Below are 16936 nucleotides of genomic sequence, written 5' to 3' on the forward strand. Positions count from 1 at the left end.
TTATCAAGGTTATCCAATGCTACCTTCCATTTCGAATTTAATGAGACGGTTCATTTCAACCGCATATTCCATCGGCAGTTCTCTTGTAAACGGCTCGATAAAGCCCATCACGATCATTTCTGTCGCTTCTTGTTCGGAAATGCCGCGGCTCATTAAATAAAATAGTTGTTCTTCCGATACTTTCGATACTTTTGCTTCATGTTCAAGCGAAACGTTGTCGTTTAAAATTTCGTTATACGGAATCGTATCGGATGTCGATTGATTATCCATAATGAGCGTATCACACTCAATATTTGAACGAGAACCGTCCGCTTTTCGGCCGAAATGAACGATACCGCGATATGTGACTTTTCCGCCTTGTTTTGAAATGGATTTGGATACGATCGTTGATGACGTGTTTGGTGCTAAATGAATCATTTTCGCACCAGCATCTTGATGTTGCCCTTTGCCAGCAATCGCGATCGAAAGGGTCAATCCACGTGCACCTTCTCCTTTTAAAACGACCGCTGGATATTTCATCGTTAATTTCGACCCAATGTTTCCGTCGATCCATTCCATCGTTGCGTTTTCTTCACAAACCGCGCGCTTTGTCACAAGGTTAAAGACGTTGTTCGCCCAGTTTTGAATCGTCGTATAACGGCAATACGCTCCTTTTTTCACGATAATTTCAACGACTGCACTATGAAGCGAGTTTGTCGTATATACAGGCGCCGTACAGCCTTCGACGTAATGAACATGCGCCCCTTCATCGACGATAATTAACGTCCGTTCAAATTGTCCCATATTTTCAGAGTTAATACGGAAATACGCTTGCAACGGCGTATCAACTTTTACACCTTTTGGAACGTAAATAAATGAGCCACCCGACCAAACGGCTGAGTTTAGTGCCGCAAATTTATTATCTGTCGGCGGAACGACTTTTGCCCAATGCTCGCGGAACAAATCTTCATTTTCTTTTAACGCCGAGTCTGTATCTTTAAAAATGACCCCTAATTTCTCAAGATCTTCTTTCATGTTATGGTATACAACTTCCGATTCGTACTGTGCAGATACCCCTGCTAAATATTTTTGTTCCGCCTCTGGAATACCGAGCTTATCAAACGTTGCTTTAATTTCTTCTGGCACTTCATCCCATGAACGTCCAGATTTTTCTGATGGTTTAACGTAATACGTAATTTCATCAAAATCTAAACTCGATAAATCGCCACCCCATTGCGGCATGGGCATGCTGTAAAAAATATCTAACGCTTTCAAACGAAATTCAAGCATCCATTGTGGTTCATTTTTCATTCGCGAAATTTCTTCTACAATTTCGCGCGTTAATCCGCGCTCAGCGCGGAAAACAGATACGTCTTTATCGGCGAAACCGTACTTATATTCACCGATTTCTGGAATTTTTTTCGCCATTCCGTTCGCCTCCTTTTTTATGACTACCCTTGTTGCCCGTGCAACCCTTTCTCCATCGCTTTCCAAGCTAACGTTGCACATTTAATGCGTGCAGGAAATTTCGATACGCCTTGAAGCGCTTCAATATCTCCTAAATCGATTGAATCGTCATAATCTTTCCCTTGCATCATGTCGGAAAAAATCGTCGATAGCTTCAGCGCTTCTTCGATCGTTTTCCCTTTAATCGCCTCTGTCATCATCGATGCAGAGGACATCGAAATAGAACAACCTTCTCCTTCAAATTTTGCATCGACAATTTTTCCGTCTTCTACTTTTAACGTTAAATGAATACGATCGCCACACGTCGGGTTGTTCATATTTATATCGACGTGTTCCCCTTCTAATACCCCGCGATTTCGTGGGTTTTTATAATGATCCATAATCACTTGCCGATACAACGTATCTAAATGGCTATTAAAAGACATAGCTGAAATACTCCTTCGTTTTCTTTAATGCTGAAACGAGTGCGTCAATCTCTTCTTCTGTATTGTATAAATAAAAGCTTGCGCGTGCGGTTGCTGTCACGTTTAGCCATTTCATAAGCGGCTGCGCACAATGATGACCAGCACGAACAGCAATACCTTCCGCATCTAAAACCGTTGCTACATCATGCGGATGCACATCTTCAATATTGAATGTCACAAGGCCTGCCCGTTCTTTCGGACCGTAAATCGTTAATCCTTCAATCGTCGCGAGCTGTTCAAGCGCATATTGCGCCAAACGATGTTCGTGCTCAGCGATATGATCTAAACCGACTTGCTCAAGAAAATCAATCGCAGCTCCTAACCCGATGGCTCCAGCGATAATTGGTGTACCACCTTCAAACTTCCACGGAAGCTCTTTCCATGTTGACTCGTACAGACCGACAAAATCAATCATTTCCCCACCAAACTCAACAGGTTCCATTTGCTCAAGCAAACGTTTTTTGCCGTATAATACACCGATACCTGTCGGACCGCACATTTTATGACCTGAAAACGCATAAAAGTCACAATCGATGTCTTGCACGTTTACTTTCATGTGCGGTGTGCTTTGCGCTCCATCAACAACAACAACCGCACCGTGCTTATGAGCAATTCGGGCAATTTCTTTTACTGGGTTGATTGTACCGAGCACGTTGGATACGTGCATGACAGCTACAATTTTCGTATTCGGTGTCACCGTTTGTTCGACATCTTCTAATCGAATTGTGCCATCTGGTTGTAGCGGAATGTACTTTAACGTTGCCCCTGTTTGTTTCGCAACTTGTTGCCAAGGGATAATGTTGCTATGGTGTTCCATGTACGTAATAACGATTTCATCGCCTTCACGCACATGAGCTCGACCATAGCTTGCCGCCACTAAGTTAATCGCCGTTGTCGTCCCGCGTGTAAAAATAATTTCTTCCGTTGAGGCAGCACCGATGAAGCGGCGCACTTTGTCGCGCGCCCCTTCGTAGGCATCAGTCGCCTTTGTGCCAAGCGTATGCACACCGCGATGAACGTTCGAATTGTATTGGCGATAGTAATTGTCAATCGCTTCAATAACCGGCAACGGCTTTTGCGATGTTGCCGCGCTATCTAAATAAACGAGCGGTTTGCCATTGACTTGTTGATCTAAAATCGGGAATAGTTGACGAAGTTCTTTTACGTTCATCACTTAACTTTCCTTTCGATCACTTCAATTAATTGTTTTTTCACACGCTCAATTGGAATTTCATTAACAACTGGTGCTAAAAAGCCGTGAATAATTAATCGCTCTGCTTCCGTTTTCGGAATACCGCGGCTCATTAAATAGTATAATTGCGTTGGGTCCACGCGACCGACCGATGCCGCATGGCCTGCTGTCACGTCATCTTCGTCAATTAATAAAATCGGATTCGCATCTCCGCGTCCTTTTGGACTTAACATAAGTACACGCGATTCTTGTTCCGCATTCGATTTCGATGCCCCGTGCTCAATTTTACCAATGCCATTAAAAATCGATGTCGCTTCATCTTTAACAACGCCGTGTTTTAAAATGTATCCTTCTGTATGTTTTCCGTAATGAATGACGCTCGTCGTAAAGTTTTGCACTTGCTCACCGCGACTCACAACGACTGTCTTCGTATCGCCGACTGATCCATCACCGATTAAGCGGGTAATGTTTTCTGAAATCGTATTTCCGTCGTTCATTAAACCGAGCGCCCATTCGATGCGCGCATGACGCCCTGTCACACCGCGGCGGTTGACATAGACAGTCGTTCCCTTTGCCAAATTGTCTACCGCACCGAAAAACACTTGCGCATCATCTCGTGCAAACACTTCTGTAACGATGTTGACGATCGCTTCCGAACGTTCACATGTTGAAATGTAGTTTTCCACATACGTTACTTTACTGCCCACATCCGCAACAATAATGACGTGATTAAACAACGCTTCCGCTTTTTCATGCACGTACACCGCTTGCAACGGCACGTCAATTTGTACATGCTTCGGCACGTATACAAACACCCCGCTGTTTACAAGGGCAGCATGAAGCGCTGTCAAACGATGCTCATTTACTTTCACACCGTCCATAAAATATTTTTGCACAAGATCGCTATGCTCGCGAACAGCTGTCGCTAAATCAGTAAAAATGACGCCTTTTTCTTTCAACTCATCCGCAAGCGATACGTATGCACATGTATGGTCGCGTTGCACATATACGTTTTTTTGTTGTTCATCGATATCAATAAGCACTTTCACTTGCTCTGGCAACTCTTCTAAAGAAGAAAGCGGAGCGCTTTCAACGAGATGAGTAGAAAATTGTGTAAAGTTCCAACGATCGATTTTCGTTTTATCTGGCTTCGGTAAAGGAAGTTGTTCCGCTTGTGCAAGAGCTTGTAAGCGAACGTTTAAAAGCCAGTCCGGTTCTCCACGCCCTTCGGAAAAAGAGCGCACATACTGTTGGTCGAATGGTAGTTTCGTCTCAATCATCATAAATCCTCCTAACGCTTACGCTTCTTGCTCAACGACTTCATCTTCAATGCCTAGCTCTTTTTTAATCCAGTCATATCCTTCAGCTTCAAGACGTTGCGCCAATTCTGGACCGCCTGATTTTACGATACGTCCTTGCATCATGACATGTACGTAATCTGGTGTAATGTAGTTTAACAATCGTTGATAATGCGTAATGATTAAACAGCCAAAGTCGCTATTGCGCATGTCATTTACACCTTTTGCGACAACTTTTAATGCATCGATATCAAGACCGGAATCAATTTCATCTAAAATAGCAATTTTCGGCTGCAACATCATAAGTTGTAAAATTTCGTTCCGCTTTTTCTCCCCGCCCGAGAACCCTTCATTCAAGTAGCGGTGAGCCATATCTGGATTCATTTCTAAAAACGCCATTTTTTCATCAAGCTGACGAATGAATTTCATTAATGAAATTTCATTTCCTTCTCCACGACGTGCATTAATCGCTGAACGAAGAAAATCAGCATTCGTTACACCGCTAATTTCGCTCGGATATTGCATGGCTAAAAAGAGACCAGCACGAGCACGCTCATCTACTTCCATTTCTAATACGTCTTCACCGTCTAATGTAATGCTCCCTTTTGTTACTTCATATTTTGGATGGCCCATAATCGCCGCCGATAATGTCGATTTTCCCGTTCCGTTCGGTCCCATGATCGCATGGAACTCGCCGCCTTTAATTTCAAGGTTAACCCCTTTTAAAATTTCTTTCCCGTCAATTGCAACGTGAAGATCTTTAATCGTTAATGTTGCCATAAAAAAATACCTCCAGTTTCACTTATGTTCATAAAAACGTAATTCTCACTTTATTCTCATTACAATTTTATAACAGATGAAAAGTATTAGCAACCTTATTGCAAGCATTTTGATACTTTTTTGTTTCAAAAGTTTGCTCGTTTTATCACATATGTAAAAAAGGTAGGGAACCCCTACCCTTTAATGCATGCGAGTAAATTCATCGACACATTGTCGAACGAGCGTAACGGACTGGCTCATCGTCGCCCCTCCAGCTAAAGCAGATGCGACAGCACACGCTTCAAATATTTCTTTCTCTGTCGCCCCTTCATCGATGCACCCTTTCGTATGATAAATGGTACAATATTCATCTTGTTTAGCGACACTAATCGCTAGTGCGATGAGCTGTTTTTCTTTTTTTGATAGCTCCCCTTCGGCGAAGCAAGCTTCCGTAAATGCGTTAAACGCTCGTCCAACATGAGGCATTTGTTGTGTGAACGTGCCTAACCCTTGCTTATATTCGTGTAAACATTGTTCCATCGACATATGCACTCCTCCTTCCTTTTTATCATGCGTCGTTTTCGAGAAAATATAAAAGGACGCCCGAATGGACATCCTTATTTCGTTGCTGGAATAACAGCACCATTATATTTTTGTAAAATGAAGTCTTGAATTTCCTTTGATTGCAACACTTCAACAAGCGTCTGAATTTCTTTACGGTTTTCGTCACCTTTACGAACCGCGATAATGTTCACGTATGGGTTGTTTTCTGGCGATTCGACAGCGATCGGATCTTTTGCTGGATCTAAACCGGCATCTAACGCATAGTTGGCGTTAATTAATACCGCATCTCCTTCATCATTTTTATACACTTGCGGAAGCAATCCTGCCTCAACATCCGCTTCAAATACTAAATTTTTCGGATTTTCAACAATGTCATCAATTGTTGCTTTCGTCTTATCGACACCTTCTTTTAATCGAATTAGTCCTTTTTCTTCAAGCATCGATAAAATACGACCGTGATCAGCAACAGAGTTACTCATAATGATTTTTGCACCGTTTGGTAGCTCTTCAAGACTTTTGTATTTTTTTGAATATACGCCAATCGGCTCAATATGAATACCGCCTGCATTCACAAAGTCATAGCCATGTTCTTTCATTTGAGCTTCTAAATAAGGAATGTGTTGGAAATAGTTTGCATCTAACTCTTTATCCGCTAATGCTTTGTTTGGTAACACGTAATCTTGGAACGTCACAATTTCTAGTTCAATTCCTTTTTCTTTTAAAATTGGTTTTGCTTTTTCTAAAATTTCTGCATGTGGTACGTTTGATGCACCGATGACAAGCTTGTTCGCTTTTTCCTCTGCACTTTCATTGTTTCCGCAAGCAGCGAGCGCGAAAACGATCATGGCAGCAACAAGTAAAGAGAGCCATTTTTTCATTTGTTTTTTCCTCCTTTTATCGTTTATCTATTTTAGAAGTGACAAAGTCACCAACAAACTGAATGATAAAGACGATGACTAAAATGAGCACTGTTGCAACGAGCGTCACATCGTTATTGTTACGCTGGAATCCTTCCAAATAAGCTAAGTTCCCAAGCCCCCCAGCACCGACAACTCCCGCCATCGCCGTATAGCCAACGAGAGCGATCGCTGTAACGGTAATTCCGGATACAAGGGCAGGAAGCGCTTCAGGGAGGAGCACTTTCCAGATGATTGTCGTTGTCGTTGCTCCCATCGCTTTTGCCGCTTCAATAACTCCTTTATCAATTTCACGAAGCGCAATTTCAACCATGCGCGCATAAAATGGAGCCGCTCCAATAATGAGCGCCGGCAGTGCCGCATTGGCACCAAGAATCGTACCGACAACAAACTTAGTAAACGGGATGAGTAAAATAATTAAAATGATGAACGGGATCGAACGGAAAATGTTAACAAACGATGCGATAACGCTGTTAATGATACGATTTTCCCATATGTTTCCCTTTGACGTTAAAAAGAGTAACAATCCAAGCAAAATGCCGAGCACAAACGTCGCCGCAACTGAAATAGCTGTCATATATAACGTTTCCGCTGTTGCCGCCCATATTTTATCCCAAACGACGTTCGGAAATAGCTCATTCCACATTCGCCAACACCTCCACTCCAACTTCTTGCTGGCGAATAAAAGCGAGCGCTCGCTCGATTTCTTCATTCGCACCGTCTAAATGAACGAACAACACCCCGTATGAACCGTGATGCGTTTGCGAAATTTTTCCTTGCAAAATATTCACATTTAGATTAAATTGGCGAATAAGCTGTGTAATGAGCGGTTGCTCAGCCGCTTCGCCGACAAATGTAAGCTGTACAACTTTTCCATTTGGATATCGCTCAAGAAGATGCAACATCGCTTCTTTCGTTTCTTCCGGCTCAGTTACTTGTTGAACGAAACGCTTCGTAATCGGCTGCTCCGGCTTACGAAACACGTGAAGCACTTCACCCATTTCAACGATTTTTCCGTTTTCCATGACCGCTACACGATCACAAATTTTACGAATGACGTGCATTTCATGGGTGATTAATACGATCGTTAAACCGAGACGTTTATTAATGTCGACGAGCAAATCTAAGATGGAATCTGTCGTTTGTGGGTCGAGCGCTGACGTCGCCTCGTCGCACAACAACACTTTCGGATTGTTCGCTAACGCGCGTGCAATGCCGACGCGCTGCTTTTGTCCTCCGCTCAATTGCGACGGATACGCGTCTTCCCTTCCTTGCAGTCCGACAAGTTGAATTAGTTCATCAACGCGCTTCATTCGCTCCTCTTTCGGGACGCCGGCAATTTCGAGGGGGAATGCAATATTTTCGCGCACTGTTCGCGACCAAAGTAAATTGAAATGTTGGAAAATCATGCCGATTTGCTGGCGCGCTTGTCGCAATTGTTTTCCGCCAATTTTTCCAATCTCCTTGCCATCGACGATGACTTCGCCGCTCGTTGGCTTTTCTAATCCGTTTAATAACCGAATGAGCGAACTTTTTCCTGCACCGCTATAGCCGATAATGCCAAAAATTTCTCCTGCTTCAATATGCAAGTTCACACGATCAACAGCGGTCACATGTCCACTTGCTGCTTTGTACACTTTTGTTACATTCGATAATGTAATCACGTTGCTGTCACCTTCCTTCCATGAAAAAAGCCTTTCTGCTCAAGAGAACAGAAAGGCGCGAATCGTCCGTTCTGTCTCTTATCTCTCAAAGCAAACGCTTTGTGTGAATTGGCACCATTTCAGCAGCGCTGACGGTTGCCGGGTTTCATCGGGCACATCCCTCCACCTCTCTTGATAAGAGCGCTTTTAAACGCTTTATTCAGTTAACGTTTTAATATGTTTGAGGATCATTTTAAATTACGAAAGTGAGTATATCATCGAAAGAAGGACGGTGTCAATAAAAATTTTTCAACTATTTCCCCTTCATAATCAAGTGAACGGAATATATAGCATGAGAAATCGCTACTCTTCGGATGTCGGGCTACGAACAACCCACCGCTTTGTTAAAATGCAAAAGACTGACCCAGCACGCATTAGCGTTTCAGATCAGCCTCTTCAGTTCAAAAAATGAAGTTAAACTTTCCAATTGTAGGCATACATAGTTACATGCCAAACGGACCCTTTAATTACATTCTTCTTTTGTAATTCTAATCGTTACGTACACTTTATGAAAGGAGTCATAGTAGTCAGCTTGTGCAACACTAGATGTATACCATTTATCAACTAATTTCAAGTAAGAATCTGTATTTACTAAAGAATAAATCCCCGTAATAGTAGAAGTCTTAGTCGTTAGATTTCGATCGTACGTAACTGTCATCGTCACTGTACCATACATACTCTGAACCGTTTTTGTTTCTTTATTTCCTCGGACAATCGTATCAAGTGGAGCAATTTTTGATTTTGAATTGCTTAATTTTGCCATTGAACTCCCTACTGCAGGAGTAACTGTAATTGTTACATTCCCCTCTTTATATACTCGTTTCGGGAGCGTACTAGCTTCAGTAGTAATTAACGACCCAAAAAAACCATCTAATAACAGAGTAGCAGTTAGTGCTAGGGTAGCAACTAAAATAAGCCTTCTAAATTTACTTTTCATTATTTTCTCTCCTCACATAGTCCAATTGTAATGCTAGTTCTCCGCTACTTGTCCATAATGAGATAGACTTGTACATTAGCGCCAGTTAAACATCGGTATCATGAATATAAGCAGAAATTTTTATTTAGCTGATTACTCACCATAGGTACAACATATTGTATAAAAATCGGACGTTCTTTATTTCAACTTATACATTGCTCATACTCCTCCGCTTCTTCTCCCAAAAATAGCTGATCAGCTATTTTCATTTTACCAAAAATAGAAAAGAAAAAAATCCGTATTTTCCGCCAATTTTTTGGCGAAAATCCGCCAATTTCTTCAAAATAAATGACAAAGTTTATTAAATGAAGTAGAATCTAGTAAAAAAGTGGAGGGGAAATTGCATGGCTATTCGTACATTGCTTATTGATTCTGACCCTATCTATTTGCTTGGGTTGAAAAAATTGTTGGAAAACGAAAGCAATATAACAGTTATCGGTTCTTGTTCTTGTATCGATTCACTAGATACTTTCATACATATACATGTACCAGATGTCATTGTGATAAATGTGCACATGCACATAATAAAAGCATTGGGCTGGATAAAAAATGCGAAGGAAATATACCCCACAATAAATGTCATTATGCTATGCAACTATCCACCGCTCGCCTTATCTGCGCATGAGGCAGGTGTATCCGTCGTATTGTCAAAAGAAAAAGTTTCCACTCATTTAGCACATATGATCCGATACAGCAACGAAGGAGAAAAATATTTTTTGGTGGATAGTGAAACTATGTATTCAACAAAGCATGGTTTAACAAACATTGAAATCAATATACTACAAATGTTGGCAGATGATCAAACGAGTGTACAAATTAGCGAACGGCTAAAGATAAGCAAACGAACAGTGGAACGTCACCTTTCTTCTATTTTCGAAAAATTAGGAGTTTCGTCACGAACAGGAGCGGTTGCCGAAGCGCTGCGGTTACAACTCATAAAATGAAAGGTGCTAGTCGAAAAATCTAACTAGCACCTTTCATATTTACACCCGCGAATACATCGACCGTACCCCTGTCGCCGCTTCAATCGCTTGTTCTAAGTCTTCGATTAAATCATCCACATTTTCGATGCCGACCGATAAACGAATCATATCTTCTGTTACACCAGATGCTTGTAAATCTTCTGTGCTTAGTTGTTGATGCGTTGTGCTTGCCGGATGAATAATTAAACTTTTTGCATCGCCAACGTTTGCCACATGCGACCAAAGCTTCACATTGTTAATAAGTGCAGCTCCTGCTTCCCTTCCCCCTTGAATGCCAAAAACGACGACTGCTCCTGCCCCTTTTGGCATATATTTTTTCGCTAGCTCTTTCGCTGGATGGTTGTCATGTTCAGGATACAACACCCAACGGACAGCTGGATGATTATCTAAATATGCAACAATTTTTCTTGTGTTTTCAATATGTTCTTTCATGCGCACGTGCAACGTTTCAAGCCCTAAATTAAATTGAAAGGCGTTGAACGGGCTAATGGCTGGTCCTAAATCACGTAACAACTGCACACGTGCTTTCACAATATACGCTGCCGCTCCGATGTCTGCATAGATAAGGTTATGATAGCTCGGATCTGGTGTCGTAAACGCTGGAAACTTTGGCGAGTTCCAGTCAAACTTTCCACCGTCGACAATGATGCCTCCTAGCGTCGTCCCGTTGCCAAGCAACCATTTCGTCGCAGAATGAACGACAATGTCTGCTCCATGTTCAATCGGACGGCAAAGATACGGCGTCGCAAACGTATTATCGATAATGAGCGGGACACCTGCTTCGTGGGCAATGTTTGCAACCGCCTCAATATCTAACACATGCAAACTCGGATTGCCGATCGTTTCCGCAAAAATAGCTTTCGTTTTCGGTGTAATTGCAGCGCGGAAATTTTCTGGGTTAGCTGGATCGACAAAATGAGTTGTAATGCCGTATTTCGGTAACGTATTTGCAAACAAATTGTACGTCCCTCCATACAGCGTGGAAGCAGACACAATATCATCTCCTGCTTGAGCGACGTTTAAAATGGCCATCGTAATCGCCGCCATGCCGCTCGCCACTGCTAAAGCCCCTACACCACCTTCAAGCTTTGCTACTCGCTCTTCAAATACGGTCACCGTCGGATTATGAATGCGCGTGTAAATGTATCCTGCTTCTTTTAATGCAAATAAGTTTGCCGCATGCTCTGTGCTATCAAACAAATACGCATTTGACTGATAAATCGGTACCGCACGCGCTTTCGTTATCGGATCGGTTTGTAGTCCCCCGTGTACAGCAATCGTTTCAAATTTCATCATTTCTCCCCCTGAACGAATAATTGTTGAATATTTTGAATTTTAACACGATAAAAACTGCTCGTCAATGAACAAGATCGTACGGTTTAGCAAGAAAGAAAACTGACTCTAATAATAAAATGTGGCGAAACGATGCTGTGACGGACAATTCGTTTAAGCGAAGTTGTTGCTGAAGTTTTAACGATCCTTGTAGTAGTGACATAATGGCCTGTGCGGAACCACGAATCGATATGACCCGATCCTCGTTCGCTTTTTCAACGCGTTGAATTCCTTCTTTTGATATGCTTAATAAAATTTGCCCGCTTTCCCATTGCAATTGAATATATAAACCGTCATTTGGTAAAATTGGTGTTAACATATTCATACAACCGCCCCCGTCCCATGTATTGTCGTATTCATTGTTTCCATACGAAGACGGTGAGTTCCTTCTATAACTGCTCGACAAATGTCTTCCTTCCTCGTCAATTTCCCAAGAAATATGTCGAAAGCTGGCTTATTCAGCCAGCTTTCGCAACGTTTCATATACATGTGGAACGGAATGAAAGGCGTATATTTTTTTCACGAGTTTACCACGTTTAAAAATAAGTAAGCATGGAACGCTTTCAATATGCCATTCGATCGCTTTGTCAGGCACATAATTTAAGTCTTGACGCTCAAACGTGACAGTTGGCAATAACTGTTCAAGCACATCAACCATACGGCTTGCCACTTGGCATGTGCCACATAATGGCGTGTACATATAAACGACCTTCACAATCATCACACAACTTTCTACAAATATTGTGCGTGTACATCGATATTTGCGCTTAATAATACGACCGCAATATGATGTTTCGGAGCAGCTGCAACTTCACGATACATTTTATCAATATATAAATGCTCAGCTTCCGGAAACTCACGGCGAAGTTGGCGACGCAATTTTTCTCCCGCCTCATCAGAGTCAACTAAAATGTACACATCTTTATCATACAAAGCTTCGATTAATTCATCAAGTTTGGCGGTACCGAGCGTTCCGTTTGTGCATATAATTTCTACTGGCTCACTAATAATGCTCTCGATCTTTCTTTTATCTGACCGCCCCTCGACAATAATCACTTTTTCCACTTCAATGATCGCCATCGTCATCACCTTGCACATTCATTTATGTATATTATATTCGTTGTCGTTCACTTTTTCTCCTTTTATGAAATCGAAAAGGACAGCGATGCCACTGTCCTTAACACCAACCACCTTCTGTGTCGCAATCCACATATTTCGCATCTGGATGTTCAGTAACTGTCACCGTTTTCAAAATGCGCCCTTGTTGTTCTACATATCCGCTTTTCAGCTTGAATTCGTTCGTTTCCTGAGCAAACTCTCCAACACATTCGTTGTCATAAAACAGCTGAAAACTTCCATGCTTATTTAATTTCCCAACAACATCGTTTGTAATATCAATTGTTTTTTGTTTCAACAAAAAAGACACCCCTGTGTTGTAGGGTGCCCTGCGATTTGTTTTTTAGTCTTGATTAATCATTTGTTCGTATTGTTCAGCAGTTAGTAGGTTGTCTACTTCGCTCATATCGCTTGGCTCGATGACGATCATCCACGCTTTATCATACGGTGATTCATTCACGTACTCTGGATTATCGTTTAACTCTTCATTCACAGCTATCACTTTGCCACTGATCGGTGCATATAGTTCAGATACTGTTTTTACTGATTCAACACTACCAAATGGCTCGTTTGCTGTAAGTTGTGCGCCGACTTCTGGCAACTCAACAAATACGATATCGCCGAGTTCCGATTGGGCAAAATCTGTAATACCAATGCGAACCGTATCCCCCTCGACACGCACCCATTCATGTTCTTGTGAATAACGCAGCTCTTTTGGAATGCTCATCGTTGTCCCTCCAACACATTGTTTTCCTTTTCATCATACACGATTTTCGACACGATTTCACGACAATTTAAACATTTCATGATATTTTTGTTCGTCAAATCCGACAATGACTTGCTCTCCATTTGTGATGATTGGACGCTTAATTAACATGCCGTCCGATGACAACAATTGTAACATTTCTTCTTCTGTCATCGTCTTTAATTTGTCTTTTAATCCAAGTTCACGATACTTCATGCCACTCGTATTAAAAAATTTTTTCAAATCAAGCCCACTTTTTTCATATAACGTCCGCAACTGCTCTTTTGACGGGGGCTGTTCTACAATATGTACAGCTTGTACGGAAATGTTGTTGTCATCTAGCCATTTTTTCGCCTTGCGACATGTGCCGCATTTTGGATACCAATAAAATGTCGTCATTTTCTCACCTCATCATCCTTATGTACAATAACAAAGCGAAAGTACCAGACGATGTGTCTGGTACTTCCATTATTACACAACATATCGCTCTGCTTCAATTAACGTTGCTGCCGCCTCACGTTTTTTCGCAATGACGTTGATTGGCGTATGGCGCGTTAATTTCCGCAACGCCGATAGCATCATGCGCAACATGTCCCCATGTTCCACAGCAACGATCGTTTCTTTCGCATGCGCTTCAATTTCGTTAAACGCCTCTTGGCAGAAAATTTGTGTATACAATACTTTTTGTTTATTTTTCTCAACCCCAGATTGCGCAATTGCTTTTTCCGTACGCAATAGTGCTGACTCCATCGCATACACGTTGCTGACAATATCTGCAATATTTACAAGCACTTCTTGTTCTTTTTCAAGTTTCGGACCGAATTTTTGAGCCGCTAATCCTGCGATCATTAAAGCAATTTTTTTCGCGTTGCGAACAAGATATTTTTCTTGTTCAAGCACGCCATCGCCTACTTCTTCAGGCATAAGCATCATTAACTCTTCTTGCAGTTGTTGTGCTTTTTGTAAAAGTGGCAATTCACCTTTCATCGCCTTACGCAAATACATACCTGGCACAAGGAGGCGGTTAATTTCGTTCGTTCCTTCGAAAATACGATTAATGCGCGAATCGCGATACATGCGCTCAATTTCGTATTCTTGCATGAAACCATAGCCACCGTGAATTTGTACGCCTTCATCTACGATGTGATCGAGCATTTCTGTCGCAAACACTTTATTTAACGAACATTCAATCGCATATTCGGCGATCGCTTTTGCCGTTTCTTTTCCATCTTTTGCTTGTTCATCTGTTAATTGTCCCATGCGCGCTTCAAATAAACCGACTGTGCGATAAACGGAACTTTCAGCTGCATACAATTTCGATGCCATTGTTGCTAATTTTTCTTGTGTTAACGAAAACTTCGAAATTGGCGTTTTAAACTGTTGACGTTGATTTGCATATTGAATCGTCACTTCAAGCGCACGTTTTGCTCCACCGACAGCACCAACACCGAGTTTATAACGACCGATATTCAAAATGTTAAACGCAATGACGTGACCTTTTCCAATTTCGCCAAGTACATTTTCTTTCGGAACGAGGGCATCTTGTAAAATTAATGTGCGCGTCGATGAGCTTTTAATGCCCATTTTCTTCTCTTCTGCGCCTGTCGATACGCCTGGGAATTCGCGCTCAACGATAAATGCTGTAAAGTGTTCACCGTCTACTTTTGCGTACACAACAAACACATCAGCAAATCCAGCGTTTGTAATCCATTGCTTTTCTCCATTTAAAATGTAATGCGTACCTTCCGCATTGAGTTTTGCTGTCGTTTTTGCACCGAGCGCATCCGAACCAGAACCTGGCTCAGTTAACGCATAAGCAGCAATTTTTTCGCCTGTCGCAAGCGCTGGTAAATATTTTTGTTTTTGCTCTTCTGTTCCGAACAAGACGATTGGAAGCGAACCGATTCCGACGTGCGCACCGTGCGAAATAGAGAAACCTCCAGCGCGCGCCATTTTTTCAGCAATTAATGCGGAGCTAATTTTATCTAAGCTCAAGCCGCCGTATTCTTCTGGCACATCTGCGCCGAGCAATCCAAGTTCGCCTGCTTGTTTTAAAAGAGCAACTGAGCGATCAAATTCATGATTTTCTAAATGCTCAAGTTGTGGCAACACTTCATTAACGACAAATTCTTCTGTCGTTTTCGCAATCATTTTTTGTTCATCTGTAAAATCTTCTGGTGTAAACACTTGATTTGGCGATATATCTTCAATTAAAAAGCTACCACCTTGCGCAATTTGTAATGCTTTTTCCATTGTTTATTCCCCCTCTTATAATAATTCAAATACGCCAGCAGCACCCATGCCGCCACCAATACACATCGTGACAATACCAAATTGTTCGTTGCGACGACGCATTTCATGTAAAAGTGTCAACGTTAACTTCGCTCCGGTGCAACCGAGCGGATGACCGAGAGCAATCGCTCCTCCGTTCACATTTACCTTTTCTTCATCTAATCCGAGTTCCCGAATGACTTGAATCGCTTGTGAGGCGAACGCTTCATTTAATTCAATTAAGCCAATGTCAGAAAGCTCAAGTCCCGCAAGCTTAAGCGCTTTTGGAATCGCCGCAATCGGACCGATGCCCATCACTTCTGGTGGAACACCTGCTACTGCAAACGAACGAAATTTACCGAGTGGTTGTAAACCGAGCGCTTTCGCTTTTTCGTGATCCATGACCATCACCGCAGCTGCGCCGTCACTCGTTTGCGAAGCGTTTCCCGCCGTTACTGTTCCGTTTACCGAAAAGGCAGGACGCAACTTCGCAAGCGTCTCCATATTTGTATCTGGGCGAACCCCTTCATCTTGACTAAATGTTATCTTTTTCTCTACTAATTTATTATTTTCAATATGACGGACAGTCACATCGACTGGTACAATTTCATCGACAAATTTTCCTTCTGCAATCGCTTTTGCTGCTCTTTGATGGCTACGAACGGCAAACGCATCTTGGTCTTCTCGCGTCACACCGTACTTCATCGCTACTTGCTCGGCAGTATGCCCCATCGACATGTAATACTCTGGCGCGTTTTCTGCAAGCTTCACGTTCGGACGTACGACATGGCCCATCATCGGAACCATGCTCATCGACTCAACCCCACCAGCAATAATTGTATCCGCGTGCCCGAGCATAATTCTTTCAGCAGCATATGCAATCGCTTGTAATCCAGATGAACAATAACGGTTAATCGTGATCGCTGGCACCGTATATGGCAAGCCAGCAAGCGCCCCAATGTTGCGCGCTATATTTAGCCCTTGTTCCGCTTCGGGCATAGCGCATCCGATAATGAGATCATCAATGTTTCCTTCATAGTTTCCTGCCCGTTTCAACGTTTCTTTGACAACGATCGCCCCTAAATCATCTGGTCGGACGTTAGCTAACGTCCCTTTTTTCGCTTTGCCGACAGGCGTACGCGCTCCGGCAACGATGACCGCTTCTTTCAC

At 42.3% G+C, this 16936-nt stretch carries 20 protein-coding genes and 1 riboswitch; of the genes, 1 reads left to right on the top strand and 19 read right to left on the bottom strand.

The features are described from left to right. Positions 1-9 precede the first annotated feature (9 nt). From sufB to ES017_RS06415, 10 genes are all read right to left on the bottom strand, one after another. Complete coding sequence (gene sufB / locus ES017_RS06370; RefSeq protein ID WP_042535181.1) at positions 10-1407, bottom strand: Fe-S cluster assembly protein SufB; 1398 nt, start codon at positions 1405-1407, stop codon at positions 10-12. 23 nt (positions 1408-1430) lie between these two features. Then, positions 1431-1871, bottom strand: a complete 441-nt coding sequence (gene sufU / locus ES017_RS06375) for a Fe-S cluster assembly sulfur transfer protein SufU (protein ID WP_021093656.1) — start codon at positions 1869-1871, stop codon at positions 1431-1433. Next, a complete protein-coding gene (locus ES017_RS06380) occupies positions 1861-3081 on the bottom strand; it encodes a cysteine desulfurase (protein WP_021093657.1) in 1221 nt (406 codons plus the stop codon). Before ES017_RS06380 ends, sufU begins: the two co-directional genes overlap by 11 nt. Continuing rightward, positions 3081-4385 carry a Fe-S cluster assembly protein SufD gene (sufD, locus tag ES017_RS06385; RefSeq protein ID WP_035062819.1) on the bottom strand — a complete coding sequence of 435 codons (1305 nt, stop codon included), beginning with the start codon at positions 4383-4385 and terminating at the stop codon, positions 3081-3083. The genes ES017_RS06380 and sufD overlap by 1 nt, the downstream gene beginning before the upstream one ends. Positions 4386-4400: 15 nt before the next feature. Further along, complete coding sequence (gene sufC, locus ES017_RS06390; RefSeq protein ID WP_171334889.1) at positions 4401-5180, bottom strand: Fe-S cluster assembly ATPase SufC; 780 nt, start codon at positions 5178-5180, stop codon at positions 4401-4403. A 180-nt stretch (positions 5181-5360) separates the two neighbouring features. After that, on the bottom strand, positions 5361-5705 hold the full coding sequence (locus ES017_RS06395; RefSeq protein WP_171334890.1) for a carboxymuconolactone decarboxylase family protein: 345 nt from the start codon (positions 5703-5705) through the stop codon (positions 5361-5363). Positions 5706-5776: 71 nt separating this feature from the next. Next, positions 5777-6601, bottom strand: a complete 825-nt coding sequence (locus ES017_RS06400; protein WP_003398320.1) for a MetQ/NlpA family ABC transporter substrate-binding protein — start codon at positions 6599-6601, stop codon at positions 5777-5779. Positions 6602-6617: 16 nt separating this feature from the next. After that, positions 6618-7286, bottom strand: coding sequence for a methionine ABC transporter permease (locus tag ES017_RS06405; RefSeq protein WP_171334891.1), 669 nt, complete (start codon positions 7284-7286; stop codon positions 6618-6620). After that, positions 7276-8304, bottom strand: a complete 1029-nt coding sequence (locus ES017_RS06410) for a methionine ABC transporter ATP-binding protein (RefSeq protein ID WP_171334892.1) — start codon at positions 8302-8304, stop codon at positions 7276-7278. The genes ES017_RS06405 and ES017_RS06410 overlap by 11 nt, the downstream gene beginning before the upstream one ends. Before the next feature lie 75 nt (positions 8305-8379). Beyond that, a riboswitch (SAM riboswitch) is annotated at positions 8380-8485 on the bottom strand. A gap of 321 nt (positions 8486-8806) precedes the next feature. Further along, complete coding sequence (locus tag ES017_RS06415; protein ID WP_004892420.1) at positions 8807-9280, bottom strand: hypothetical protein; 474 nt, start codon at positions 9278-9280, stop codon at positions 8807-8809. 383 nt (positions 9281-9663) lie between these two features. Between ES017_RS06415 and ES017_RS06420 the strand changes: the two genes are divergently transcribed. Next, on the top strand, positions 9664-10263 hold the full coding sequence (locus ES017_RS06420; protein ID WP_004892423.1) for a response regulator transcription factor: 600 nt from the start codon (positions 9664-9666) through the stop codon (positions 10261-10263). A 39-nt stretch (positions 10264-10302) separates the two neighbouring features. On the opposite strand, the gene ES017_RS06425 is transcribed toward ES017_RS06420, so the two are convergent. From ES017_RS06425 to ES017_RS06465, 9 genes are all read right to left on the bottom strand, one after another. Then, a complete protein-coding gene (locus tag ES017_RS06425) occupies positions 10303-11595 on the bottom strand; it encodes an O-acetylhomoserine aminocarboxypropyltransferase/cysteine synthase family protein (protein ID WP_021093663.1) in 1293 nt (430 codons plus the stop codon). Positions 11596-11659: 64 nt separating this feature from the next. Beyond that, the gene (locus ES017_RS06430) at positions 11660-11959 is read right to left on the bottom strand and encodes a hypothetical protein (RefSeq protein ID WP_021093664.1); all 300 of its coding nucleotides are present in this window, start codon (positions 11957-11959) and stop codon (positions 11660-11662) included. 129 nt (positions 11960-12088) lie between these two features. Continuing rightward, positions 12089-12358, bottom strand: a complete 270-nt coding sequence (locus ES017_RS06435; protein WP_035062821.1) for a thioredoxin family protein — start codon at positions 12356-12358, stop codon at positions 12089-12091. Positions 12359-12366: 8 nt separating this feature from the next. Further along, positions 12367-12714: a ribonuclease M5 gene (locus ES017_RS06440; protein WP_021093666.1), complete on the bottom strand. Its 348-nt coding sequence runs from the start codon at positions 12712-12714 to the stop codon at positions 12367-12369. Positions 12715-12811: 97 nt separating this feature from the next. Further along, positions 12812-13051: a YusG family protein gene (locus ES017_RS06445; protein WP_021093667.1), complete on the bottom strand. Its 240-nt coding sequence runs from the start codon at positions 13049-13051 to the stop codon at positions 12812-12814. 42 nt (positions 13052-13093) lie between these two features. Then, on the bottom strand, positions 13094-13477 hold the full coding sequence (gene gcvH / locus ES017_RS06450; RefSeq protein ID WP_021093668.1) for a glycine cleavage system protein GcvH: 384 nt from the start codon (positions 13475-13477) through the stop codon (positions 13094-13096). A gap of 57 nt (positions 13478-13534) precedes the next feature. Further along, entirely contained in the window at positions 13535-13894 is a 360-nt protein-coding gene (locus ES017_RS06455; RefSeq protein ID WP_021093669.1) for an arsenate reductase family protein, read from the bottom strand. Positions 13895-13966: 72 nt separating this feature from the next. Continuing rightward, the gene (locus ES017_RS06460) at positions 13967-15748 is read right to left on the bottom strand and encodes an acyl-CoA dehydrogenase family protein (protein WP_021093670.1); all 1782 of its coding nucleotides are present in this window, start codon (positions 15746-15748) and stop codon (positions 13967-13969) included. A gap of 15 nt (positions 15749-15763) precedes the next feature. Further along, positions 15764-16936: an acetyl-CoA C-acetyltransferase gene (locus ES017_RS06465; RefSeq protein ID WP_021093671.1), complete on the bottom strand. Its 1173-nt coding sequence runs from the start codon at positions 16934-16936 to the stop codon at positions 15764-15766.

Origin of the sequence: Anoxybacillus sp. EFIL, from assembly GCF_013096955.1 — a bacterium.
Taxonomy (GTDB): domain Bacteria; phylum Bacillota; class Bacilli; order Bacillales; family Anoxybacillaceae; genus Anoxybacillus; species Anoxybacillus ayderensis.